18 protein-coding genes, 1 tRNA gene, 2 rRNA genes and 1 riboswitch (1 of these 22 only partly in view) are annotated in these 24,623 nt (G+C 59.6%); of the genes, 4 read left to right on the forward strand and 17 right to left on the reverse strand.

All coding sequences use genetic code 11. The features are described from left to right. The first annotated feature begins 22 nt into the window (after positions 1–22). A complete protein-coding gene (locus I6L44_RS16335) occupies positions 23–292 on the forward strand; it encodes a Rho-binding antiterminator (protein ID WP_216952436.1) in 270 nt (89 codons plus the stop codon). 59 nt (positions 293–351) lie between these two features. Here the strand turns inward: I6L44_RS16335 and I6L44_RS16340 are convergent, their stop codons facing one another. Beyond that, a complete protein-coding gene (locus I6L44_RS16340; protein ID WP_216952437.1) occupies positions 352–1,098 on the reverse strand; it encodes a class I SAM-dependent methyltransferase in 747 nt (248 codons plus the stop codon). Between the two features lie 70 nt (positions 1,099–1,168). Between I6L44_RS16340 and I6L44_RS16345 the strand changes: the two genes are divergently transcribed. Beyond that, a complete protein-coding gene (locus I6L44_RS16345; protein WP_216952438.1) occupies positions 1,169–1,909 on the forward strand; it encodes an ABC transporter substrate-binding protein in 741 nt (246 codons plus the stop codon). Positions 1,910–1,914: 5 nt separating this feature from the next. On the opposite strand, the gene I6L44_RS16350 is transcribed toward I6L44_RS16345, so the two are convergent. Together I6L44_RS16350 and prlC are read right to left on the reverse strand one after the other, a co-directional pair. Next, on the reverse strand, positions 1,915–4,461 hold the full coding sequence (locus tag I6L44_RS16350) for a bifunctional diguanylate cyclase/phosphodiesterase (protein ID WP_216952439.1): 2,547 nt from the start codon (positions 4,459–4,461) through the stop codon (positions 1,915–1,917). Positions 4,462–4,668: 207 nt separating this feature from the next. Beyond that, positions 4,669–6,711: an oligopeptidase A gene (prlC, locus tag I6L44_RS16355; RefSeq protein ID WP_216952442.1), complete on the reverse strand. Its 2,043-nt coding sequence runs from the start codon at positions 6,709–6,711 to the stop codon at positions 4,669–4,671. A 437-nt stretch (positions 6,712–7,148) separates the two neighbouring features. Then, a riboswitch (cyclic di-GMP riboswitch) is annotated at positions 7,149–7,234 on the forward strand. Between the two features lie 50 nt (positions 7,235–7,284). Here prlC and I6L44_RS20590 point away from each other — a divergent pair. Together I6L44_RS20590 and I6L44_RS16365 are read left to right on the forward strand one after the other, a co-directional pair. Beyond that, positions 7,285–9,474, forward strand: a complete 2,190-nt coding sequence (locus I6L44_RS20590; RefSeq protein ID WP_216952443.1) for an immunoglobulin-like domain-containing protein — start codon at positions 7,285–7,287, stop codon at positions 9,472–9,474. 168 nt (positions 9,475–9,642) lie between these two features. Next, positions 9,643–13,149 (forward strand): hypothetical protein, encoded by a 3,507-nt coding sequence (locus I6L44_RS16365; RefSeq protein ID WP_216952444.1) that lies wholly within the window; start codon positions 9,643–9,645, stop codon positions 13,147–13,149. Between the two features lie 83 nt (positions 13,150–13,232). On the opposite strand, the gene hemB is transcribed toward I6L44_RS16365, so the two are convergent. The 14 genes from hemB to I6L44_RS16435 all read right to left on the reverse strand — a co-directional run. After that, positions 13,233–14,249, reverse strand: a complete 1,017-nt coding sequence (gene hemB, locus I6L44_RS16370; protein WP_158114365.1) for a porphobilinogen synthase — start codon at positions 14,247–14,249, stop codon at positions 13,233–13,235. Between the two features lie 3 nt (positions 14,250–14,252). Then, positions 14,253–15,038, reverse strand: a complete 786-nt coding sequence (locus tag I6L44_RS16375; protein WP_107683504.1) for a TatD family hydrolase — start codon at positions 15,036–15,038, stop codon at positions 14,253–14,255. Positions 15,039–15,226: 188 nt separating this feature from the next. After that, positions 15,227–15,982 carry a twin-arginine translocase subunit TatC gene (gene tatC / locus I6L44_RS16380; protein WP_040098487.1) on the reverse strand — a complete coding sequence of 252 codons (756 nt, stop codon included), beginning with the start codon at positions 15,980–15,982 and terminating at the stop codon, positions 15,227–15,229. Then, the gene (tatB, locus tag I6L44_RS16385) at positions 15,979–16,443 is read right to left on the reverse strand and encodes a Sec-independent protein translocase protein TatB (protein WP_167570570.1); all 465 of its coding nucleotides are present in this window, start codon (positions 16,441–16,443) and stop codon (positions 15,979–15,981) included. Before tatB ends, tatC begins: the two co-directional genes overlap by 4 nt. 3 nt (positions 16,444–16,446) lie before the next feature. Then, positions 16,447–16,698 (reverse strand): Sec-independent protein translocase subunit TatA, encoded by a 252-nt coding sequence (tatA, locus tag I6L44_RS16390; RefSeq protein WP_216952445.1) that lies wholly within the window; start codon positions 16,696–16,698, stop codon positions 16,447–16,449. Positions 16,699–16,740: 42 nt separating this feature from the next. Beyond that, the gene (ubiB, locus tag I6L44_RS16395) at positions 16,741–18,381 is read right to left on the reverse strand and encodes a ubiquinone biosynthesis regulatory protein kinase UbiB (protein ID WP_005339383.1); all 1,641 of its coding nucleotides are present in this window, start codon (positions 18,379–18,381) and stop codon (positions 16,741–16,743) included. Next, positions 18,381–18,989, reverse strand: coding sequence for an SCP2 domain-containing protein (locus I6L44_RS16400; protein ID WP_129504992.1), 609 nt, complete (start codon positions 18,987–18,989; stop codon positions 18,381–18,383). The genes ubiB and I6L44_RS16400 overlap by 1 nt, the downstream gene beginning before the upstream one ends. An 8-nt stretch (positions 18,990–18,997) precedes the next feature. Further along, the gene (gene ubiE, locus I6L44_RS16405) at positions 18,998–19,750 is read right to left on the reverse strand and encodes a bifunctional demethylmenaquinone methyltransferase/2-methoxy-6-polyprenyl-1,4-benzoquinol methylase UbiE (RefSeq protein ID WP_005342396.1); all 753 of its coding nucleotides are present in this window, start codon (positions 19,748–19,750) and stop codon (positions 18,998–19,000) included. Positions 19,751–19,815: 65 nt separating this feature from the next. Next, a complete protein-coding gene (gene crcB / locus I6L44_RS16410) occupies positions 19,816–20,193 on the reverse strand; it encodes a fluoride efflux transporter CrcB (protein WP_005339378.1) in 378 nt (125 codons plus the stop codon). A gap of 95 nt (positions 20,194–20,288) precedes the next feature. After that, the gene (locus I6L44_RS16415) at positions 20,289–21,554 is read right to left on the reverse strand and encodes a cytosine deaminase (RefSeq protein ID WP_216952447.1); all 1,266 of its coding nucleotides are present in this window, start codon (positions 21,552–21,554) and stop codon (positions 20,289–20,291) included. Beyond that, positions 21,548–22,792, reverse strand: coding sequence for a cytosine permease (gene codB, locus I6L44_RS16420; RefSeq protein WP_216952449.1), 1,245 nt, complete (start codon positions 22,790–22,792; stop codon positions 21,548–21,550). Before codB ends, I6L44_RS16415 begins: the two co-directional genes overlap by 7 nt. 252 nt (positions 22,793–23,044) lie before the next feature. After that, a tRNA-Thr gene (locus I6L44_RS16425) sits at positions 23,045–23,120 on the reverse strand. A 46-nt stretch (positions 23,121–23,166) separates the two neighbouring features. Further along, positions 23,167–23,281: ribosomal RNA gene (rrf, locus tag I6L44_RS16430) — 5S ribosomal RNA — on the reverse strand. Positions 23,282–23,361: 80 nt separating this feature from the next. Then, a 23S ribosomal RNA gene (locus I6L44_RS16435) occupies positions 23,362–24,623 on the reverse strand; it runs 1,631 nt beyond the window's last position.

Below are 24,623 nucleotides of genomic sequence, written 5' to 3' on the forward strand. Positions count from 1 at the left end.
GCGACAAGAGGGCAACCCGCACATGAACACCTACCAACCCATCAGTTGCGATCTCTACGACTGGCTGGAGATCGCCGCCAGCTGGCAGTTGCCGGTCGCGCTGACCAGTCGGGACGGACGTCAGTGGGCGGACAAGATCCGCACCATCGAGGCCAGAGAAGGGATCGAGTACCTGCTGCTGCACAGTGGCGAACGGCTCAGTCTGGCGGAGCTGGTCACCATGGTGCTCAGCTGGCAGGGGGAGGAAAAACTGATCCGCTTTACCCCGCCGGCCCCAGCCGACGGCCAATAGATGGCAAGAGGGCCAACCCCATCGGGTTGGCCCTCTTCTTTTACCCCTCGCGTGCGGCGTTATCCCGCCAGCGCCGCCATCACATAGACGTCAAAGCGGTTGCTCTTGGTCTCGATAGCCATGCTGGGTTTGTGCTCATTGAGCCAGCCAGCATAGTCCGGTCGCTTCACCACTACCCGCTTTTGTGCCATCTTCAGCGCCGCCGGCAGCAGGGCATCGGCGTCAAGATCCGGCCCCACCAGCGACTGAAACACCCGCATCTCTTTTTTCACCAGCGCCGACTTCTGTTTGTGGGGGAACATGGGGTCGAGGTAGATGACGTCAGGCCGCTCGGTTAGCCCTAGCAAGGTCTCCACCGCCGGGCCGTGCAGCAACTGCATCCGCTCGCGCACCCAGGGGCCAATCTCCGGGTCTTCGGCGGCTCGAGCCAGACCATCCTGCAGCAGGGCGGCTACCACAGGGCTGCGTTCGATCAGGGTCACCTTGCAACCAAGAGAAGCCAGAACGAAGGCATCACGCCCCAGTCCGGCAGTGGCATCCACTACGGTCGGTGTGGCGCCGGCCTTGAGCCCCACTGCCTTGGCGATGGACTGGCCACGACCGCCGCCAAATTTGCGGCGATGGGCGACGGCCCCTTCGACGAAATCCACATAGACGGCCCCCAGCTTGGGCTCATCCAGCTTGCGCAACTCCAGCCGCTCCGGGGTAAACACCAGAGCAAACAGGGGAAGGTCGATTTGGCCAAGCTGGCTGGCCAGCGCGTCTGCCTGCGCGGCCTTGGCGGGGTCTTCGAGGAGGATTTGCATGGTCTCTGGATGCGTTCTAAGTTCAGTGAAGCGAGTGTACCACAACCCCCCTCATATCCCGGAGAATCCCATGCAGCTGCTGATAGCCCTGTTGCTTGCCGCCCAGAGCAGCACCAGTCTCAAGGTATGCGGTGTAGACTGGCCCCCCTTCTCCTACGCCGAACAGGGCAAACTGATGGAAGGGATATCGGTGGAGATCCATCAGGAAGCAACCAGACGCCTCGGAATGACCCTAACCCTGCTCGAACTGCCGTGGGGGCGCTGCGAACAGTATGTGAGTACCCAACTGGCTGATGGCATCCTCGACAATGCCCCCCTCCCCGGCTGCTACCACTCTGATCTTGCTACCGCCTTCTATCCGCTGGCCGCCTATGTGCGCAGTGACAGTCCGCTACAGAACTTCTCGTGGGAGATGGCCAAGGGGCTGAAAGTAGGAATGGTCAGGGGGTATGACTACACGGCCAAGATCAGGAACTTCACTGGCTGGGAGCCCATCAAGGTTCACTCCGACAAACAGCTGCTACTGATGCTGGAAAAGAGCCGGGTTGACCTCATCATCCTCGACTACTTCTCGGCCCCCATCCTCTCCAGGGAGCAGGACGTCAAGATCCGCCCCCTCACCCCCTTTATCGACTCGACACCGCTCTACCTCTGTTTTGGCAAGCAGAAAGCAGACCTGTTGCCTGCCTACAACAAGGCGCTGCAACAGATGCTGGATGAAGGGGTACTGGATCGCATCTATCTGCGCTATCTCGGCGAGAATTACCGGACACTGCAAACGAAGCAGGCAGAGATGACATCGAAGGAGTAAACCCCCTAACTGATCTGCAGAAACATCCCCTTGTCATTGAGCTGCAGATATTCGGTGAGATCGTCATAGGCCAGCGGGCGGCTGAGCAGATAACCCTGGGTGAAGGCACATCCCTTCTGACAGAGGAAGTTGAGTTGCTCGCGGGTTTCTACCCCCTCAATCACCACCTGCATACCGAGGTTGTGCACTATGTTGATGATGCCGTCCAGCAGCATCCGATCCTGCTCGTTGAAGGGGATATGGCGCACAAAAGAGCGGTCGATCTTGACCAGATCCACCGGGAAAGAGCGCAGATAGTTGAGGGCCGAGTAGCCGGTACCGAAATCATCGATAGCCAGCTTGCAACCCGCCTCGCGCAGGGCATCGATCCGCACCCTGTGCTGATCACTGCTCTCCATCAGCAGAGATTCGGTGATTTCGATGACGATGTCGGCAGGATCGAGCCCGAAGTGCTGGATCACCTTGAGCCACTCGCTCGCCTCAGGGTCGATAGTCTGGAACTCCATGGTGGAGCGGTTAATCGACATCTGCAGATCAGGGAAGCCGGACTGCTGCAACCGAGCCAGATCCCGGCATGATTGCCACAACACCAGCGCACCCAGCCCCTGAATCAACCCCGCCTCTTCCGCCAGCGGGATAAACTCGGCTGGCGACACCTGTCCCCACTGGGGGTGATACCAGCGCACCAGCGCCTCAAGCTTGGCGACCCGACCGCTGCGGTTGTCCCAGATCGGCTGGTAGGCCATGGTTAACTGCTCCAGCTTGATCGCCTCCGCCAGATCCTGTTGCATCTGGTGGCGCTGACGCACCTCTTCCCGCATTGAGGAGCAGTAGGTACCGATCAACCGCCCCTGCCGCTTGGCGGCAAACAACGCTTGTTCGGCGTTTCGCAGCAGCTCGTCACTCTCGCTACCATCGACGGGGCAGAGGGTCATCCCCACGGTTGCCGTAACATAGAGATGCTGGTTGGCCAGCATAAAGGGACGGGTAAAGCTACCGATAACCTGCTTGGCAAACACCTCGGCCTGACGACGGGTGACGATGCCTGGCACCAGAAAGGCGAACTCGTCACCACCGATGCGGGCCACCAGGTCCTCGGTGCGCACCCGGCTCACCAGCCGGTCCGACACCTCCCGCAACAGGGCGTCACCGGCATGGTGATCCATGCTGTTGTTGACCGCCTTGAAGTTGTTGAGGTCGAGCACCATGAGCGCAAAGCGCTCGCCCCGCTCGCAGAAGCGGCTGAGACAGCGACTGAACAGCCAGCGGTTGGGCAGGCTGGTGAGGTTGTCATAGTTGGCCTGTGCAGCGATCTTCTGCTCGGCCAGTTTGGTTTGGGAGAGGTCGCTGAAGATGGCGATGTACTGGCTGATCCTGCCCCCTTCCCGCAGGGTGCTAATCATCAACTGCTGTGGATAGAGCTTGCCATTCTTGCGCTTGTTCCACACCTCACCACGCCATACCCCCACCCGCTCCAGCGCGTGGTACATGTCGGCATAGAAGGTCTGATCGTGCAGCCCCGACTTGAGCAGGCTGGGGCGCTGGCCTCGCACCTCGTCACTGCTGTAGCCGGTGATCTGCTCGAAGGCCGGATTGACCGAGATGATGCGGCTATCGGCATCACAGACCAGGATCGCCTCGGAGAGATTGTCATAGACCCGGTGGGAGAGCTTGAGCTGCTCCGCATGGCGCTTGAGAGGATCGATATTCTCCAGCAGCACCATCAGGTAGTCCGGCTGCTGCTGCTTGTCACGGATCAGGGTGACGGTTACCCGCCCCCACAGGATCTGCCCCCCCTTGCAGAAGTAGCGCTTCTCCCGGGTGAAACTGCTGCGCTCGCCACGGCGGATCTCTTCGTAGCAAACGAGGCTGCCCTGCCAATCCTCGGGATGGTTGATGTCGGAGATGGATCGCTGCAGCAACTCGTCGAGGGGATAGCCAAGCATCTGCTCGATGGCCGGGTTGGCCCAGAGGATACGGCCAGCCAGATCCAGCTTACCGATCCCCACCGGAGCCTGGAACAGCATGCTCTGCAATGCATGGGACGGTTCAGGCAGAGGGGGGGGCAGCTGTCGTTGCAGCATCAGCGCCAGCTCACGACCCGCCAACGGAGCCAGCAACCGGAGTAACCCAATCACCTTGCTCATATTGGCCTGCGGCTGACGATAAAGCAGGGCGCAGATACCTATGGTCTCGCCATCTGCATTCCTGAGGACAATCCCGGCATAGGCCTGAGGTTGCCACTCCTGTGCAAGGGGAACGTTGGCAAAGAGCTGAAGCAGACGATCGCTGAACCAGGCTTCCCCCTCCTGCCAGGTAATGGCATCGGGAGAGTCAGTCAGTGGCAGCGTCAGGGCATCGGTGTCAAGGGAGGAGGGATAGGCGGTCTGAACCGTCAGGTGGGTAGCATTTGATTCCCTGCTGGCGATCAGGACGACATCAGCCATCACAGCAGCGGCGATTTCACTCACAAAGGTATCGAAATATCCCTGGCCGCTCGAATGAGCCAGACTGGAGATGATTTGATAGACGGAATCGAGTGCTCGCCTCATGGCAAGTGGCTTTCTCTCCTTGAAGGTTAGAACACGACTCTACTGAAGAGCCGTGGGCAGTGCAAATATGCAATCAGCAAGATATTAAAAAGCCTTGAAAAAAGGGACCAAAAGGTCCCTTTTTGTCGCAGAAATCACGACTCGATCCCACTATGCCGCAAAACAGTGTACCTGCTTGAAGCTCACACAGGCGGCGGGTCAGGAATCTCAGGCAGCGATCCCGCTGTGTCGCAGCAGTGCATCCACCTTGGGCTCACGGCCACGGAAGGCTCGGAACAGCTCCATCGGCTCCTTCGAGCCCCCCTTCTCCAGAATATTCTTCAGGAAAGATTGTCCGGTGGCCGGGTTGAAGATGCCCTCCTCCTCGAAGCGGGAAAAGGCATCGGCAGAGAGCACCTCGGCCCACTTGTAGCTGTAGTAGCCCGCCGCATAGCCGCCCGCGAAGATGTGGGAGAAGCTGTGCTGGAAGCGGTTGAACGCCGGTGGCGTCATCACTGCTACCTGACTGCGCACCTCATCCAGCAGCGCCGGAAGCTGCGCCGGATTGGCCGGATCAAACTCCTGGTGCAGACGGAAGTCAAACAGGGCGAACTCCAGCTGGCGCAACATCTGCATCGCAGCCTGGAAGTTGCGGGCGGTCAGCATCTTCTCCAGCAGATCGGCTGGCAGCGGTTCGCCGGTCTCGTAGTGGCCGGAGATAAAGGCCAGTGCTTCGGACTCCCAGCACCAGTTCTCGAGGAACTGGCTCGGCAGCTCTACCGCATCCCAGGCCACGCCGTTGATGCCGGCCACGCCGGCCACATCGACCCGGGTCAGCATGTGGTGAATGCCGTGGCCGAACTCGTGGAACAGGGTAACTACTTCGTTGTGGGTGAACAGCGCAGGTTTGCCATCCACCGGACCGTTGAAGTTGCAGGTCAGGTAGGCCACCGGCTTTTGCAGCGAGCCATCCTGACGGTAGCGACGACCCAAACAAACATCCATCCAGGCCCCGCCCTGCTTGTGCTCGCGGGCATAGAGGTCGAGATAGAAGCTACCGCGCAGCTCGTCGTCGGCATCGAAGATGTCGTAGAAGCGCACGTCAGGGTGCCAGGTGTCGATGCCGAGGCGCTCGCGAACCTTCATGCCGAACACCCGCTTGACCACTTCGAACAACCCTTTCACCACCTTGTTGGCAGGGAAATAGGGGCGCAGCTGCTCATCGGAGATGGAGAACTTGTGCTGTTTGAGCTTCTCGGCGTAGTAGGCGAGATCCCAGGCGGCCAGCTCGCTCTGACCATGCTGCTCGGCGGCGAAGGCGCGGATCTCCTCCAGCTCGGCCTTGCCTTGCGGCAGGGATTTGGCCGCCAGATCGGTGAGGAAGCTCACCACCTGTTCGGTCTTGTCCGCCATCTTGGTGGCCAGGGAGAGCTCGGCATAGTTGGCAAAGCCCAGCAGTTGGGCCAGTTCGCGGCGCAGGGTGAGCAGCTCGCTCATGATGGCGGAGTTGTCCCACTTGCCCGCATTGGGGCCCTGATCGGAGGCGCGGGTGGTGAAGGCCTCATACATCTCGGCGCGCAGTTCGCGGTTGTCCGCGTACATCATCACCGGCAGGTAGGAAGGGATATCCAGCGTGAACAGCCACCCCTCTTTGCCTTTAAGTTCAGCCATCTGACGGGCAGCGGCACGCACGCTCTCGGGCAGACCAGCCAGTTCGGCTTCATCAACCACCAGCTTGTGCCAGCCCTGGGTCGCATCCAGCACGTTGTTGCTGAAACGGGAGGCCAGCTCGGAGAGGCGGGCCTGAATTTCGCCGTAGCGCTGCTGCGCCTCGGCAGGCAGACCGATGCCGGAGAGGCGGAAGTCACGCAGGGTATTCTGGATCTCCTTGCGCTGGGCGCCGCTGAGCAGCGGGAAATCATCGCTCTGGGAGAGGGCCAGATAGGCCTGATAGAGCCCTTCATGTTGACCGACATAGGTCTGGAATTCGGAGAGCAGCGGCAGGCAGGCGTCATGGGCCTCGCGCAGCGCTTCGCTGTTGAGTACGGAGTTGAGGTGGCTGACCGGTGACCAGATCCGTGACAGGCGGTCATTTACCTCTTCCAGCGGGGCAATCAGGCTATCCCAGGTATGGGGATCACGCTGGGCCAGCACATCGCTGATCTTCTGCTTGCAGTCAGCAATCGCCTGAATCACGGCAGGCTGAACCTGCTCCGGCTTGATCTGGCTGAAAGGGGGCAGTGAATCCATTGTCAGCAAAGGGTTATTCATCCCGGTTACCTCTTGTTTGGTCTTGAACAGACCGCTTTAGCAGCTCTGTATGGCTTTCTAACATGTGGCCAAGCCACGCAATAATCAAGCGGGAATCCGCCGCAACCCTGTACTTTTCCAGCCATTGCGACCCGGATCTCTGCCGTTGCTGCAGTTTTGCCATCAACAGCCAGTAACAGGATGAATCTGTGGGCCTTTTTTGGCTCTTATCGCTACTTTCAAGGGGCAAAAAGCCGCCATTTACCGGCGCCACAGCTGCCAGCCAAGTGCCGTCATGCTCAATCATGGAAACGGACAAGATGTGGTAACTGTAACAAATTATCAATATTTTTCAGTCAATTAGAATCAAAACCAACTATTGATTAATTTATTTTCAAGCATCTATCATAGGTAACCTGCCATGCAGGTCACTTGATTCTCTGTGCTGCACAGAAATCGGGTGAAAAAGGCAAAGTGACCCGAAAGGGCGCGACGCAAAGCCACCGGTCTAAGGGAAAACACCTATGACAGCGGGGCTGCCCCCGGGGACGTCCGGTCACAACCGACGCCCCATTTGCACCGTACGGAGAGACGATGAACAAACTCAAATTATCCCTGCTTGGCTGCCTGCTCGGCATGGGCACCCCCATGGCATATGCCGCCAGTGCCGGTCAGGCGATGGTTAACCCCCAGTCCGGCGTAGTGGTCGGCTACTGGCACAACTGGTGTGACGGCTCGGGCTACAAGGGCGGTATCGCCCCCTGCGTCAAGCTCGATCAGGTCAACCCGCAATACAACGTGGTCGATGTCTCCTTCATGAAGGTCTATGGCAGCGATCCCATCCCCACCTTCAAACTCGACCCGGCCATCGGCATGAGCGAAAGCCAGTTTATCGAGCAGATCGCCGAGCTGAACCGTCAGGGCCGAGCCGTGCTGCTGGCGCTGGGCGGTGCCGATGCACACATCGAGCTGCGCAAGGGTCAGGAGCAGGCCTTTGCCGACGAGATCATCCGTCTGGTGGAGACCTACGGCTTCGACGGGCTGGATATCGATCTGGAACAGGCCGCCATCACCGCCGCCGACAACCAGACCGTGATCCCGGCAGCCCTGCGTCTGGTCAAGGATCACTACCGCGCCCAGGGGAAAAACTTCCTCATCACCATGGCGCCGGAGTTCCCCTATCTGACCCAGACTGGCGCCTACATCCCCTATATCCGCAATCTGGAAGGGTACTACGACTGGATCAACCCCCAGTTCTACAACCAGGGTGGCGACGGTATCTACATCGATGGCATCGGCTGGATTGCCCAGAACAACGATGCCCTGAAAGAAGAGTTCATCTACTACATGGCGGATTCGCTGAGCAACGGTACCCGCGGCTTCTACAAGATCCCCCATGACAAGCTGGTGTTCGGTATTCCGACCAACATTGACGCCGCAGCCACTGGCTATGTGCAGGATCCGCAGAAGCTCTACAACGCCTTCAACCGCCTGAAGAGCGAGGGGCAACCGCTGCGTGGCGTGATGACCTGGTCCATCAACTGGGACATGGGCCGCAACGCCGCCGGTCAGTCCTACAACGAATCCTTCATAAAGAGCTACGGCCCCTTCATCCACGATCAGGAGATCACGCCCCCGGTCGACAACGGCAAGCCGGTGTTCAGCGGCCTGAGCGATACCCGCATCAAGCAGGGTACTGCCTTTGATCCGCTGGCCGGGGTCAGCGCCAACGACAAGGAAGATGGCGACCTGACTGGCCAGATCCAGGTGGAAGGATCGGTAGACAGCCAGCGCATCGGCCTCTACCCCCTCACCTACAAGGTGAGCGATCGCGACAACAACGTCACCGAGCAGGTACGCACCATCGAGGTCTACAGCATGAAGCCGGTGTTCAGCGGTGTCACCGACACCACGCTGGAACTGGGTACCGCTTTCGATCCGATGACCGGCGTCAGCGCCCATGATGAAGAAGATGGCGACCTGACCGCCCAAATCAAGGTCAGCGGCAACGTCGACAGCAGCAAGGTCGGCCGCTACACCCTCACCTATCAGGTGAGCGACAGCGCCGGTCAGCAGGTAACCCAGCAGCGCAACGTGACCGTCAGGGAGCAGGGCGCCGTCTGTGAAAACAGTTGGGATGCCAAGAAGGTCTACGTGGGCGGCGACATCGTCAGCCACAACGGCAAGAACTGGCTGGCTGGCTGGTGGACCCAGAACGAAGAGCCGGGCACCACGGGTGACTGGGGCGTCTGGCGCGTACAGGGCGACAGCGACTGCGGCGGCACAACGCCACCCGCCGAAGGCAGCAGCGACTTCACCGTCAGCGCCATGGCGAGCGAGTACACCATAGTCAACGGTCAGGTCAGCATCCGTTTCAACGTGACCACCGCCAACCCGGTACAGATCACCGCAACTCTGGAGCAGAGCGGACTCAGCCACGGTACCACCAGCAGCCAGGTGAACGGCACCAGCACCCTGGTGCTGCAGGGCAGCAATGTCACCGATGGCAGCTACGAAGTGGTGATCACCGGTCTGGCTGACGGCCAGCAGCCGGTGGTGCAGCGCTTCCCGGTTGCGCTGACCGAAGAAAGCAGCAGCGGTGGCGAAGGTGACTACCCGGCCTACGCCCCCAACACCGGCTATCAGGCCGGTGATCGGGTCAGCAATGCCGGTGGCAACTACGAGTGCAAACCCTGGCCCTACAGCGGCTGGTGTGGCGGCTCGACCAGCCACTATGCGCCGGGTACCGGCTCTGCCTGGAGCGATGCCTGGATCAAGCTCTGACCTTGCCCCAACCACTAACGGGGGCCGACAGGCCCCCGCCCATATCCTGCCCGTCGGCCACGCTGCCGATGGGCAGGATGCACTGACCCGGACGGGTTAGCCCCTCTCTTTTACATGCTTGCCAACCACCCAAAAACATCCAACAACAACCAAGATAAGGAAATCACCATGCCAAGAACCACCAAGCTTGCCACCCTGCTCGGTTTGCTGCTGTCGGCCCATGTCGTGGCCGATGAGCGCGAACAAGCCTATTTCAAACAAACCTATCAGGAGCACTACGAACAGATGACGGCACGCCTCGCCGCGCTGCATCAGAGTGCGGCTGACGAGCAGGACGTGATCATCAAGGATGGCAAGCGCCACCTTGCCATCAACGGCCTGCTCTACCCGCTGACGGCGGATAACCACATCCTGTTCGATCTGCCCAAACCCCACTTTTTCGACGAAACAGCCATTCGTAACGTCTTTGATTTCTTCGATGAGGAGTGGGAGCTGACCTGGTACGACGGTGGGGTCGTAGCGGTCAACAAACGCTTTGGCAACTATGACTACGGCAACGGCTGTCTGCTGGAGTACTTCCCCCACGGCCAGATCCAGAATGGCGAACGCCCCCGGGTGGTGATGGAGACCAGCTCCTGCAGCGTCAACTCGTTTGCCACCTCGCTGCAATATCTGGACAAAGGCGAGGAGCTGACGGCCGACCAGCTGGGGCTGGACGCCAGCCTGATCACGGCGGTCGAGCGCTATCAGGATCGGCTCTATGTCAGCCAGAACGGCAATCCGGGCCATGTGGCCATTATCGATATCCCGAGCCGCCAGCAGATTGGCGAGATCCGCGGCACCGCAACCGGCAGTACCACGGCCTACAACCAGGTCAGCGAACTGTTTGTCCGCAACAACCAGCTCTACGTGGTCTCGCGCTACTCGCACCGGGTCGATATCTTCGATCTGGCCGACGAGCATCGCCATGTCACCACCCTGGGAACCGGCCGAGATTCCGGCAGCAACAGCCTGCACCGCGCCCAGGCCGTCTTTGCCAATCAGGATTACGTGCTGGTGGCCGATGCGCTGAGCGAGATCAAGGTCTACCGCCAGCAGGATGTGACGCCGGAGAACAGCCTCAAAACCCCCATCGCCGGTCGGCTCGCCTTTGAAGGAAAATACAGCCACCGTCTGGTGCAACTCTATCAGGTGGGTGACTATCTCCTGGCCCACACCTCCGGCAAAAACTACTACATCTATGACCTGCGCAAACTGGCTGATGCCATCGCCAGCAACACCCCGCTGGCGCCTGAGCAGGTGATCGCCGACAGCAATCTGCAAAAAATCGACATGGATGGCGATCGGCTGGTGGTGAACTTCAAGGACCGCATCGAATGGCATGATGCCGATACCCTGATCGCCAACGACTTTCAGTTCAAGAACCCGACCTTTACTGTTCGGGAGATCAACCAGCAGCCCGTGGCGGCGCTGAAAGATCTCCAGCTGGCGGGCTCGGCGCTTGTCACCGCCAACGAGCGCGGTCTGGGTTTCAACCAGCTGCTGAGCAAGGAGATCAGCTTCACGGCCGACGAGCAGTTGCCGGCTCGCCCGCTGATCTTCGATCAGCTGATGCCGACCGCAGTCAGCTACATACTGCGCAATGACGAACCCTACGAGGTGCTGATCGATCGCGCCCAGCGTTCGGTCAACATCAATTCGCTGGTCAAGACCGAGCTGCTTGATAACGACACGGTGCGCATCACCAACTATGCCGCCAGAGAGCTGCATGACATCAATATCGAGTCACGCCTGAACGGTATCAACAAGTGGCTGATCTTGGGCCAGCTCGATCGCCTGCCCGCCTATGCCCAAATCACCCTGCCATTGAGCGCCTTTGGCGAGCAGGGACGCTTCAACAGCGCCAGCCGCGACGGAGTGTTTGATCTCAACAACCTGCTCGACAACAGCATCAATCTGCCAGCCCAGTTCGAGCACAGGTTCAGCTCCAACTCGGATCTGTTTGCCCAGAAGCTGGCACGCCTCAAGCCAAGCTGGAACGTGCGCTTCGCCACCAACACCAGCGGCTCCTGGCGCCCCATCAATGCCCTCTACGCCCGCGAGTGGCTGATCATCGCCACCAACCTGGCCTACATGGTCTCGACCGAGGAGTTCAAACACGTCTGGTACAACTTCAAGACGGTGAACGGCTACGAGATGTTCGGCAATGGCGGCAACAGCTATGTGCCGAACGGGATCTTTACGGCAGCCGATTATGACTACTACTACCACAGCCTGATGAAGCGCCCCTACCTCAACCTGGGGATCACCGCCATGGGGGGCGGGCTGGGGAGTGGTGGCATCACCGGGGTCGATACCTTTAACTTTGTCAGCCACTACTACGGCAGCTGGGGCATCATTGCCCACGAATTTGGCCACGGCTTCGATGGGAAGTCCTACAGCCATGAGAGCGCGTTTGCCCGTGGCAGCCACGGCTGGCATCCCCTGATGACGGGCATGGCCAACTACCATATCCGCAAGGGCGACCTGCCCTATCTGGACGATGATCTCAACGGCTTCCACAAGCCGGAAAACGACATCTATCGCTACAACTCGGTCAGCCAGGGGGCTCGCAAGCACCGCGCTGACAGCCACATGTACTATACCGACCACTACTTCATGCAATTCTCCACCATGCCGCAAGGCTGGGTAGCCAACGGCAGCGACTTCAGTGTTGGGCAGCTGGCGGCCCTGACCAATCAGGAGCGACTGCTGATGGGCTGGATCCTCAAAGAGTCGGAGAAACGCAATCTCTGCCGGTTCACCTTCCAGGATGGCGAACAGTACTACGGGTACGTCGAACAGCGGGCTGATGGTCTGCTCTGCGATGCCGGCTCCCTGATCCGCTATCGTCAGCCCGATGGCCAGTTTGTGCCGCTGGTCTCGGCCATCAACCAGTTTGACTGGCTGTCACTCCACCACAAGGGCAAGCTGGATCAGCCAGTGCTGCACCAGAATGGTCGCCAGCTCTGCTACAAGAATGTGGCGGGCTTTTACGGTATCGGCTTCGTCAATGACAACAACCAGTGCACCCAGCTGCCCAACGTCTATCAGACCAATGGCAAACACTGGCTGACCAGCTCTGGCTGGACCGGTCTGACCTACCTGAGCGGGGACTTCATCCTGCCCACGACCGGTAGCAGCAGTGACTTCACCGTCACCGATCTGGCGTCCGAATATCTCATCGTCAACGGCGCGCTCGACTTCAGCCTGACGCTGACCACCGCCAACCCGGTGACCGTCACCGCGACCCTGTTGCAGGATGGCAATCCGGCCGCCACCGGCAGCGCCCTGATCGATGGTCAGGGTTCCCTGCAGCTGGCACAGTCGGGCCTAGCGGCCGGCAGTTACGAGCTGTTGCTGGCGGGCATGGCTGAGGGGAGCAAGCAGGGCTTCGAGCGCCGCTTCACCCTGGCGTTGGTGGAACAGGCACCGGGTGGTGACAGTGACGGTGGTAACGGCAGCTACCCGACCTATGTTGCGGGCACCGCTTATCAGAGTGGCGAACGGGTCAGCAATGCCGGTGGCGACTACGAGTGCAAACCCTGGCCCTACAGCGGCTGGTGTGGCGGCTCGACCGGCCACTATGCACCGGGTACCGGCAGCCACTGGAGCGATGCCTGGATCAAGCTGTAATCATCCGCTCGTGACCAAAAGAGAGCCATAACGACAGAGGGGGAGCCATCGGCTCCCCCTCTCGTTTATCTCTTCAACCCGGCTTAACGGGCATCTTCCTTCAGCCACTGCGCCACGCGCTTGGCGAAGTAGGTGAGGATGCCATCGGCCCCGGCCCGCTTGAAGCAGAGTAGAGACTCCATGATGGTCTCCTTCTCTTTCAGCCAGCCGTTCTGGATCGCCGCCATGTGCATGGCGTACTCGCCGCTGACCTGATAGGCGAAAGTCGGCACGCCGAACTGATCCTTCACCTGACGAACCACGTCCAGATAGGGCATGCCCGGCTTGACCATCACGCTGTCGGCCCCTTCCTGAATATCCAGCGCCACTTCGTGCAGGGCTTCGTTGCTGTTGGCCGGATCCATCTGATAGGTGGCCTTGTTGCTCTTGCCGAGGTTGCCGGCAGAGCCAACCGCATCGCGGAACGGGCCGTAGTAGCAGGAAGCGTACTTGGCGGAGTAGGCCATGATCTGGGTGTTGATGAAGCCATTCTCTTCCAGCGCAGCGCGGATGGCGCCGATGCGGCCATCCATCATGTCGGACGGCGCGACGATATCGACCCCGGCCTCGGCATGGGAGAGCGCCTGCTTGATCAGGATCTCGGTGGTGATGTCGTTCAGCACATAGCCTTCGTCATCGATAATGCCGTCCTGCCCGTGGGTGGTGAACGGATCGAGCGCCACGTCGGTGATGACCCCGAGCTCCGGGAAGCGGGCCTTGAGGGCACGCACGGTGCGCTGGGCCAGTCCGTTTGGATTGTAGGCCTCTTCCGCCATCAGGCTCTTGCTCTCCAGCGGAGTGACCGGGAACAGGGCAATAGCAGGTACGCCCAGCTCCACCAGCTCGGCGGCTTCCCCCAGCAGCAGATCGATGGAGAGACGCTCCACCCCCGGCATGGAGGGAACGGCTTCCCGACGGTTCTCCCCCTCCAGCACGAACACCGGATAGATGAGATCGTTGACGGTCAGTACGTTCTCGCGCACCAGACGACGGCTGAAATCATGTTTGCGCAGACGGCGCAGGCGGCGGCCCGGAAAGGCGCCCGGAAGAGTTGTAGCCATGAATCACTCCTGGAGAGGAAGTTGGAAGAACGCGGCGGAGGTGGCCCGGGTATGGGCCAGCAAGGCCTCGGGCGCTTCACCACGACAGGCCGCCACCACCTGGGCGATGTGCGGCAAAAAAGCGGGTTCGTTGCGTTTCGGGCGCGGTTTCAGATCCCGCGGCACCAGATAGGGGGCATCGGTCTCGATCATCAGCCGACCGGCCGGAATACGGGCCACCTGTTCGCGCAGCAGCTGGCCGCGGCGTTCGTCGCAGAGCCAGCCAGTCACCCCGATATGCAGCCCCAGCGCCAGACACTCGTCCAGCTCCTCGTCGGAACCGGTGAAGCAGTGCAGCACGGCTCCCGGTAGTTTCGGCAACCAGGGACGGAGGATCTCAATAAAACGGGCGTGGGCATCGCGGCAGTGAAGGAACACCGGCATCCGGAGCTCGGCAGCCAGTGCCAGCTGGGCGTCGAATACCGCATCCTGCACCGGGCGGGGGGAGAAGTCGCGGTTGTAGTCGAGGCCGCACTCGCCGATGGCCACCACCTGCGGCAACGCCGCCAGCTCGCGCAAGGCGGGCAGGGTCGCCGCATCGACACTCTTGGCGTCGTGGGGATGGACCCCGGCGGTGGAGAAGCAGTAGCCCGGCCAGCGGGCGGCCAACTCTGCGCTCTCGCGGCTGCCGTCCAGATCGGTACCGGTCAGGATCAGCGCCTCCACTCCGGCGGCACGGGCACGGGCCACCAGCTCAGCCTGCTCGCCGGCGAACTGGCTGCTGGTCAGGTTTAAACCGATATCGATCATGGGATGAGGCGTTCCGAACAAAAGGAATACATATCAGGTATTTGAAAACCATCTACCGAATGGGGTCTTACCATACGCCTCGAACGGGAGCATGAAAAGAGGAAGGGAGCCTCAGCTCCCCTCGTTCTGCTATTCCTGCGGACTTCGTCATCCTCTCGCCGTCCGGCAAACAGGTGACGAACAGAGCCTCAGCTCTCCACATCCGGTTGTTCCTGTTGCTCTTCATCCTCTTTCTTCACGTAGAAGCGGGCGAAGAACAGACCTATCTCCCACAGCGCCCACATCGGGATGGCAAGCAGGGTCTGGGAGAAGACATCAGGCGGCGTCAGCAACATGCCGACCACAAACACCCCGACGATGACGTAGGGACGTTTCTCCTTCAGGTTTTGCGGTGTGGTCACGCCGGTCCAGCAGAGCAGTATGGTGGCCACCGGAATTTCGAACGCCACCCCGAACGCGAAGAACAGGGTCAGTACGAAGTCCAGATAGCTGGCGATATCGGTAGCCACCGTCACCCCTGCGGGTGCTGTGCTGGTGAAGAAACCGAACACCAGCGGGAACACCACGTAGTAGGCGAACGCCATCCCCGCATAGAACAGCAGGGCACTGGAGACCACCAACGGCATGATCAGGCGCCGTTCATGCTGGTACAGACCGGGGGCGATAAAGGCCCAGGCCTGATAGAGCAGATAGGGGATCGCCACGAAGAAGGAGACCACCAGGGTCAGCTTGATCGGCGTCAGGAAGGGGGTCGCCACATCCGTCGCTATCATGCTGGTCCCTTCCGGCAACTGGCTGAGCAGCGGCTGGGCCACGAAGTCGTAGATGTTGTTGGAGAAGTAGATCAGCGCCAGAAACACCACGAGGATGGCGGTAATGGAGCGCAGCAAACGGGTTCTCAGCTCAACCAGATGGCTGATCAGGGGTTGTTCGGCCTGACTCATGGCTTCACCTCCCCTTTTACTGCGGAGTCGCTGACCGGCACCGGCTCGCTCTCCCGCTGGCTGTTGACCGGTGGCACCTCGTGGCTCAGCTGCACCGCAGGCTCCACCGGCGTGGCAGGCTCAGCCTGGGCGACCGGCTCGGGGCGCGGCGGACGGATCTCATTCTCCACCTGATAGGGGCGATTGACCGACTGGGCCGCCGCTTTGAGCTGTTCGATGGACTCCTGCAGCTCGGGGCTCAGATTGCTCATCTGCAACTGTTCGGCCTTCTTGAGGTCGTTATGCAGCTCTTGCAACTTGAGCTCCTGCTCCAGCTCGGACTTGACCGAGTTCGCGGTCGAACGAATGAGGCGGATCCAGTGGGTAGCCGTTCGGATGGCAACCGGCAGCCGCTCCGGCCCCAGTACCACCAGTGCTACCACACCGATAACGACCAGCTCCCAAAAACCGATATCGAACATGGCTTAGGCCTGGTCTTTGTCTTTCTGTTTGGCGGTCTCACTGCTCTGAGTGGCCGCTTCGTTCAGCTGTTTCGGGGGAAACTCGGCATCTTTCTGCCCGGCCTTGGCATCAGCCGGCTCGTCGGAGAGGGCTTTCTTGAACCCTTTGACCGCCGCGCCCAGATCACCGCCAATGCCGCGCAGTTTCTTGGTACCGAACAGCAGCACGACGATGACTGCAATGATCAACAATTGCCAAATACTGATACCACCCATGATTTTCTCTCCAGAACAGGCGCCTGACGGCGCGGTTGTTGATTAATGGGAACGGGTTCGCAACCAGCCGACCAGCCAGCAGAGGGCTGCACCGGCGAGACTGGCTTGTCCCCACTCAATGTGTTGTTTTTGGGTCAGCAAGAATACACCCGCCAATAGCAGGCTGGCTCCAACCCCTAAGAGGTAGCGGGCCTGCCCCTGCCGACGGCTGTGACGACGGAACTCGGCAAACATCTGGTCGAAATGACGCTGCTGATGACGGGTCTGACGCAGGGTCTCATAGACCAGCTCCGGCAGCTCCGGCAGCTTCTCGGCCCAGAATGGCGCCTTCTCCTTGATGGCGTTCAATACCGACTTGGGCCCGACCTGTTCGTGCATCCAGTTTTCGAGGAACGGCTTGGCGGTCTGCCACAAATCGAGTTGCGGGTAGAGCTGACGCCCCAACCCTTCCACATAGAGCAGGGTCTTTTGCAGCAGCACCAGCTGCGGCTGCACCGTCATATGGAAGCGGCGCGCGGTGTTGAACAGGTTGAGCAGCACGTGACCGAACGAGATCTCGGAGAGCGGCTTCTCGAAGATGGGCTCCAGCACGGTGCGGATGGCGAACTCGAACTCGTCCACCTTGGTGTCTGCCGGTACCCAGCCCGACTCCACGTGCAGCTCTGCCACCCGACGATAGTCGCGGTTGAAGAAGGCGAGGAAGTTCTCAGCCAGATAGCGTTTATCTTCCCGATTGAGGGTACCGACGATGCCGCAGTCGATGCCGATCCAGAGCGGGTTTTCCGGGTGTTCGTAAGAGACGAAGATGTTGCCCGGGTGCATATCGGCGTGGAAAAAGCTGTCGCGGAACACCTGAGTGAAGAAGACCTCTACCCCGCGCTCGGCCAGCAGCTTCATGTTGGTGCCGTTGGCTTCCAGCGCCGGGATATCGGAGACCGGAATACCGTAGATGCGCTCCATCACCAGCACCTGCTCGCGGCAGAGATCGGTGATGATTTCAGGCACATAGAGCGCCTCGGAGCCGGTGAAGTTGCGGCGTAGCTGGATGGCGTTGGCCGCTTCGCGCATCAAATTCAGCTCGTCGAGGATGGTCTTGCGATACTCCTCCACCACCTCGATGGGGCGCAGCCGCGCGCTCTGGGGCACGAAGCGGGCCACCAGACGGGCCAGCGCCTGCATCAGTCGCAGGTCGGCCTCGATGACTGGCTCGATATCGGGGCGGATCACCTTGATGACGATCTCGCGGCCACTCTCCTTCAGGCGGGCGGTATGCACCTGGGCGATGGAGGCCGACGCCAGCGGCGTCTCGTCGAAGTCGTCAAACAGGGTTTCGATGGGACAACCCAGGCTCAGCTCGATCTGCTGGCGCGCCGCCTGACCACAGAAGGGGGGCACCCTGTCCTGCAGCAGGGCCAGCTCCTCGGCGATATCCGGCGGCAGCAGGTCGCGGCGGGTCGAGAGCATCTGGCCAAACTTGATGAAGATGGGGCCGAGAGCCTCGAAGGCGAGGCGGATGCGGGCTCCGCGGCTGAGATCCGGTTGTTTGTTCTTGAGCCAGAACAGGGAGCGACGGGCCAGACGACCCGGCCAGGGTTGATAGCGGGCGGGCACCAGTTCGTCGATGCCCTGCTCCAGCAGGATGGTGATGATGCGATAGAGGCGTTTGAACTCCTTCGGGGTCATCAGGTCACCTGCTGTTCGAAGCGGGCCAGCCGCAGTTCGACGGCCTTGAGCTGCTGGGCCAGCACCTCGACGTCATCGTTGAAACTCGCCACTTCCAGCGGGCCGGGTGCGAGGCGGGCCTCTTCGGTCAGATATTCCGCCAGCTGGCTGCGGGTGCGGCACAGCTCGCGACCGACCAGGCGACGCGCCTGACGGGCACCACTGAACAGGGTGTGGGCCAGCACGTCGCCGGTATAGCGCGACAGCTCCTCCTCCCAGTCGATATCCAGCTCACCCAGCAGCACGCTAAATGCCTGCACCAGCTGGGGATCACCGCTCAGATCCAGCTTCTCCTCACGGATATAGCGGGTCAGAGCGGACGGGTCTTTCAGCAGACCGAGGGCGGTCAGCGACAGGCTAAGCACCGCATCGGCCTCCCCTTCATGCTGGGCCAGCACATCCAGCCGACGCTCGGAGAAGACAAACCAGAGCGGCTTGAGTTCACGCAGCTCCAGCTTGAGCACCTTGCCCACCAGTTTGCGCAGCCGCTCCGGACTCTGTTTGTCCAGCACCAGCAACTGGTTGAGGCTGGTTTCGATCACCGCGGTGACCATGGCATCCATCGGCATAGGCAACCTTAAAACTTGTAACCGCGGTGCAGGGCGACCACACCCTGAGTCAGATTGAAGTACTCCACCTGCTCGAAACCGACATTTTCCATCATGCCGGCCAGGGTCTGCTGATCCGGGTGCATACGAATAGACTCTGCCAGATATTTGTAGCTTTCACTGTCGTTCGCGACGATTTCGCCCATTTTCGGCAGCAGTTTGAAGGAGTAGAGGTCATAGAGCTTGGCGATCACTTCACTGACCGGCTTGGAGAACTCCAGCACCAGCAGACGGCCACCCGGCTTGAGCACCCGGAACATGGAGGCGAGCGCCTTGTCCTTGTCGGTGACGTTGCGCAGGCCGAAGCCGATGGTAATCACGTCGAAGTGGTTATCCGGGAAGGGGAGCGCCTCGGCATTGGCCTGCACGTAGGAGACGTTGTTGGCGACCCCCAAATTGCGCAGCTTGTCGCGGCCCACTTTCAGCATGGAGTCGTTGATATCCGCCAGCACCACCTGACCGGTTTCGCCGACGATGCGCGAGAACTTGGCGGTCAAGTCACCGGTACCACCGGCCAGATCCAGCACCTTCTGGCCCTTGCGCACACCGGAACAGTCGATGGTGAAGCGCTTCCACAGGCGGTGGATGCCGAACGACATCAGATCGTTCATCAGATCATACTTGGCTGCCACCGAATGGAAGACACCTGCTACCAGAGTTTCCTTCTCGGTCGCGGCCACGGTTTTAAAGCCAAAATGCGTTGTCGTTGCTTGTTCTGACATCCCTTAAACACCCATAGAGCAAAGAATGGCCGCCAGTTTACCAGAGCCACTGGCGTCCGGACACCTTAAACCCGGCTCGCAACCAACTGCATGCCCAGCACCACCATGGCCAGACAGAGGAAGAGATTGAGACCGATATTGAGCAGCGCTTTCAGATAGGCTCCATGTTGAGCCAGCACTACCGTATCGAGGGCAAAGGAAGAAAACGTGGTCAGGGCACCGAGGATCCCCACCATCAGCAGCGGCTTCATCGGGTGTTCTACCACATGACCGTGGCTGATGAGGGCGAACGCTACCCCCATGATGAAAGAGCCCACCACGTTGACCACCAGAGTCCCGTAAGGAAAGTGGCGCCCCAGCAGCAAGGCCATCAGTTCGGCAATCCCAAAACGAAGGCAGGCGCCGATGGCGCCCCCTGCAGCAACATAGAACCAGGTTTGCATGGTGTCACTCCCTCAGGGTCAGACCGCCATTATGTCGCAATGGCGGCCCTTGTGCCCAGAGGCGGAACTAATCGTCATCCAGCCTGATTGAAATCTCAGCGGCGAAAATCGATGGGCTCTGGCTCACCCAGCACGATTTCGGTCTGGGCCGGGCGGGTCTGGGCAATCACCTTGCCGTGGCGGATCGAGTAACGCACCGGCACCTGACGGCGCACCGCATCGAAGCCGTTGTCGGCAGGCAGGATCAACAGGTTGGCCGGTTTGCCCACCTCTATGCCATAACGATCCTGCACGTTCAGGGTGCGGGCGCTGTGGCTGCTGATCAGCTTCAGACCGTCGTTGATCTGCTCGTAGCCCATGATCTGGCAGACATGCAGCCCCATGTGCAACACCTGCAACATGTTGGCGGTGCCCATGGGGTACCAGGGATCGAACACATCGTCGTGACCGAAGCAGACGTTGATGTTCGCCTCCAGCATCTCCTTCACCCGGGTAATGCCGCGGCGTTTGGGATAGGTATCGAACCGTCCCTGCAGGTGAATGTTCACCAGCGGATTGGCCACGAAGTTGATGTCCGCCATCTTCAGCAGCCGGAACAGGCGGGAAGCATAAGCGCCGTTGTAGGAGTGCATGGCGGTGGTGTGACTGGCGGTGACTCTATGACCGATACCCCGCTCGTAGGCCAGGGTCGCCAGCGTCTCGATAAAACGGGACTGCTCGTCATCGATCTCGTCACAGTGCACATCGACCAAAACCTGATACTTCTCGGCAAGATCGAAGATGTAATGCAGACTTTCGACCCCATATTCCCGGGTAAACTCGAAGTGGGGGATCGCACCAATCACGTCGGCACCCAGCTTGAGCGCCTCCTCCAGCAGTGCCTTGCCATTCGGGTAGGAGAGGATCCCCTCCTGCGGGAAGGCGACGATCTGCAGCTCCACCCACTCCTTCATCTCTTCCCGCACTTCCAGCATCGCCTTGAGCGCGACCAGATTGGGATCGGAGACATCGACGTGAGTACGGACAAACTGGATGCCGTTGGCGATCTGCCACTTCAGCGTCTGGATGGCGCGCTGTTTCACATCCTCATGGGTCAGCAGCGCCTTGCGCTCGGCCCAGCGCTCGATCCCCTCGAACAGGGTGCCGGAGAGGTTCCAGCTCGGCTCGCCCGCTGTCTGGGTGGTATCGAGGTGAATGTGGGGTTCGATAAAGGGAGCGATCGCCAGACCGCCCTCCCCGTCCAGCACCCGACCGGCGACGGCATGTTCGTCATGGGGTTCGATGGCTGTGATGACCCCATCCTGACAACGGAGCTGCCACAACCCTTCCCGATCGGTCAAACGAATATGTTGAATCAGCATTTGCTAGCTTCCTGTACCAGAACCGGCCGCTGGGTGAGGCGAACCAGAATGAAATAGGTGAAGGCGGCGCCCAATACCGCGTTGAGTGGCACTATGCCCGGCAGCCACTTGCCGACAGCCACCCCGACTGCCGTGGCGACCAGCGCCTGCCAGCGCACCGTCTCGAACTGCTGATCGGCAAATTGACGGTAACGCTCACGATTGAGCAGGAAATCCATGATGATAATGCCACCGATCGGCGGAATTGCCGTACTCAAAAAGGCCAGCCAGCCGACAAAGTTGTTGTAAAGCCAGAGGGCGCAAGCGGTACCGATGAGGCCGTTGATCACGCTGAGCGGCTTGCTCTTGAGGCCGGTAATGTTGGCAAAACCGAGGCCGGAGGCATAGAGCGCGTTGTCGTTGGTGGTCCAGATATTGAGGCCCAGCACCAGAATGGCGGGGATCAGTAAACCCTGCATCAACATCACTTCCGATATATCGGCCTGCCCTGTCACCGCCGCACCGGCTGCGCCGAAGACGAACATTAGCGTGTTGCCCAAAAAAAACGCCACCATGGTAATCATGACGGCGCCCCAGGGTTTGCGACCAAATCGGACAAAGTCGGCGGTCAGAGTTCCTGCACTGATAAAGGAACCGACCACCATGGTCAGCGCCGTGGTGAACTCGATAGGATTGGTCGGTTGTACCTGCTGCAGCGCCGCCATGCCACCGGTCGAGGTCACCGCCAGCCAGACCGAGTAACCGCCGAGCAGCGCAATGGCCGGCACGGCCACAAAGCTCAGCACCATCAGGGCGGAGATCCCGAAGTAGACGGTCACCGTCATCAACATGCCCGAAATGGCGATCAGCCAGTTCACATCGATCCCAGTCGCCTTCTGTACCGGCAGGGCAAACATCGCCACGCCCACGCCAAACCAGCCGACCTGAGTGCCACCCAGCAGCAGGGATGGCAGCCAGGAACCTTTCACCCCAAACGAGTAGCGCGCCAACAGATGGGTAGAGAGACCGGTTGAGGCACCGATATAACCGAGACAAGCGGTGTAGATACCCAGCAGCAAGTTGCCGATCAGTACCGCCTTGATGAAGTCATCGAACACCAGCCCAGTGCCCAGCGCACCACCGGTCCACATGCTGGCAGAGAAGAAGGTCAGGCCGAGCATCACCAGCATCAACGACAGCACACCTTTGCGCCCTTTGGCGGGTACCGCCCCCAAACAGTATTCGTTATCCTGCGCCATGCTCTTTCTCCACGTAATAGGCAAAACGCGCCGGATTTTACATGTAAAACGTTTTACGTCAATCAATCATGGTTAAATCTCTGGATAAAACCATCAATAACAGTCAAATGAGTAACACACCGGGACTCAAATCAGCAGATAAACAGTGTCGGCTGCAAGCAGAGGGGGTTGTGGGAATAGGGAATGTAAGGGGATATCACAAAAATGACAGATGCAAAAAAGCCTCCCTTTTCAGGGAGGCTTTCTATTTAATGGTGCTGATACCCAGAATCGAACTGGGGACCTCATCCTTACCAAGGATGCGCTCTACCGACTGAGCCATATCAGCACACTAACCGGTAAAGACCACGCTGGGCGTAATCTTGAAATTGGGTGCCTGGCAGTGTCCTACTCTCGCATGGCGAATGCCACACTACCATCGGCGCTACCGCGTTTCACTTCTGAGTTCGGCATGGGATCAGGTGGTTCCACGGCGCTATGGCCGCCAGGCAAAAATCTTCAATCTGAGAAAGCTGACGTAAGTAATTCGTTCATTCGCTACAAGGCCAGAAACACTTCTTGGGTGTTGTATGGTTAAGCCTCACGGGTAATTAGTATGGGTTAGCTCAACACATCACTGCGCTTACACACCCCACCTATCAACGTTGTGGTCTCCAACGGCCCTTTAGGACCCTCAAGGGGTCAGGGATGACTCATCTCAGGGCTCGCTTCCCGCTTAGATGCTTTCAGCGGTTATCGATTCCGAACTTAGCTACCGGGCAGTGCCACTGGCGTGACAACCCGAACACCAGAGGTTCGTTCACTCCGGTCCTCTCGTACTAGGAGCAACTCCCTTCAATCATCCAACGCCCACGGCAGATAGGGACCGAACTGTCTCACGACGTTCTGAACCCAGCTCGCGTACCACTTTAAATGGCGAACAGCCATACCCTTGGGACCGACTTCAGCCCCAGGATGTGATGAGCCGACATCGAGGTGCCAAACACCGCCGTCGATATGAACTCTTGGGCGGTATCAGCCTGTTATCCCCGGAGTACCTTTTATCCGTTGAGCGATGGGCCCTTCCATTCAGAACCACCGGATCACTATGACCTACTTTCGTACCTGCTCGACCTGTCCGTCTCGCAGTTAAGCTGGCTTATGCCATTGCACTAACCTCCTGATGTCCGACCAGGATTAGCCAACCTTCGTGCTCCTCCGTTACTCTTTGGGAGGAGACCGCCCCAGTCAAACTACCCACCAGGCACTGTCCGCGAGCCCGATTCAGGGCCCTGCGTTAGAACATCAAACATACAAGGGTGGTATTTCAAGGACGGCTCCAGCGCAACTGGCGTCACGCCTTCAAAGCCTCCCACCTATCCTACACATGTAGGTTCAATGTTCAGTGCCAAGCTGTAGTAAAGGTTCACGGGGTCTTTCCGTCTAGCCGCGGGTACACCGCATCTTCACGGCGAATTCGATTTCACTGAGTCTCGGGTGGAGACAGCATGGCCATGGTTACACCATTCGTGCAGGTCGGAACTTACCCGACAAGGAATTTCGCTACCTTAGGACCGTTATAGTTACGGGCCGCCGTTTACCGGGGCTTCGATCAAGAGCTTCGCTTGCGCTAACCCCATCAATTAACCTTCCGGCACCGGGCAGGTGTCACACCCTATACGTCCACTTTCGTGTTTGCAGAGTGCTGTGTTTTTGATAAACAGTCCCAGCCATCTGGTCACTGCGACTCCCAACTGCTCCATCCGCAAGGGACTTCACTGTCAAGAGCGAACCTTCTCCCGAAGTTACGGTTCTATTTTGCCTAGTTCCTTCACCCGAGTTCTCTCAAGCG

This window comes from Aeromonas sp. FDAARGOS 1414, assembly GCF_019047065.1.
In the GTDB taxonomy this organism is placed as follows: domain Bacteria; phylum Pseudomonadota; class Gammaproteobacteria; order Enterobacterales; family Aeromonadaceae; genus Aeromonas; species Aeromonas veronii_A.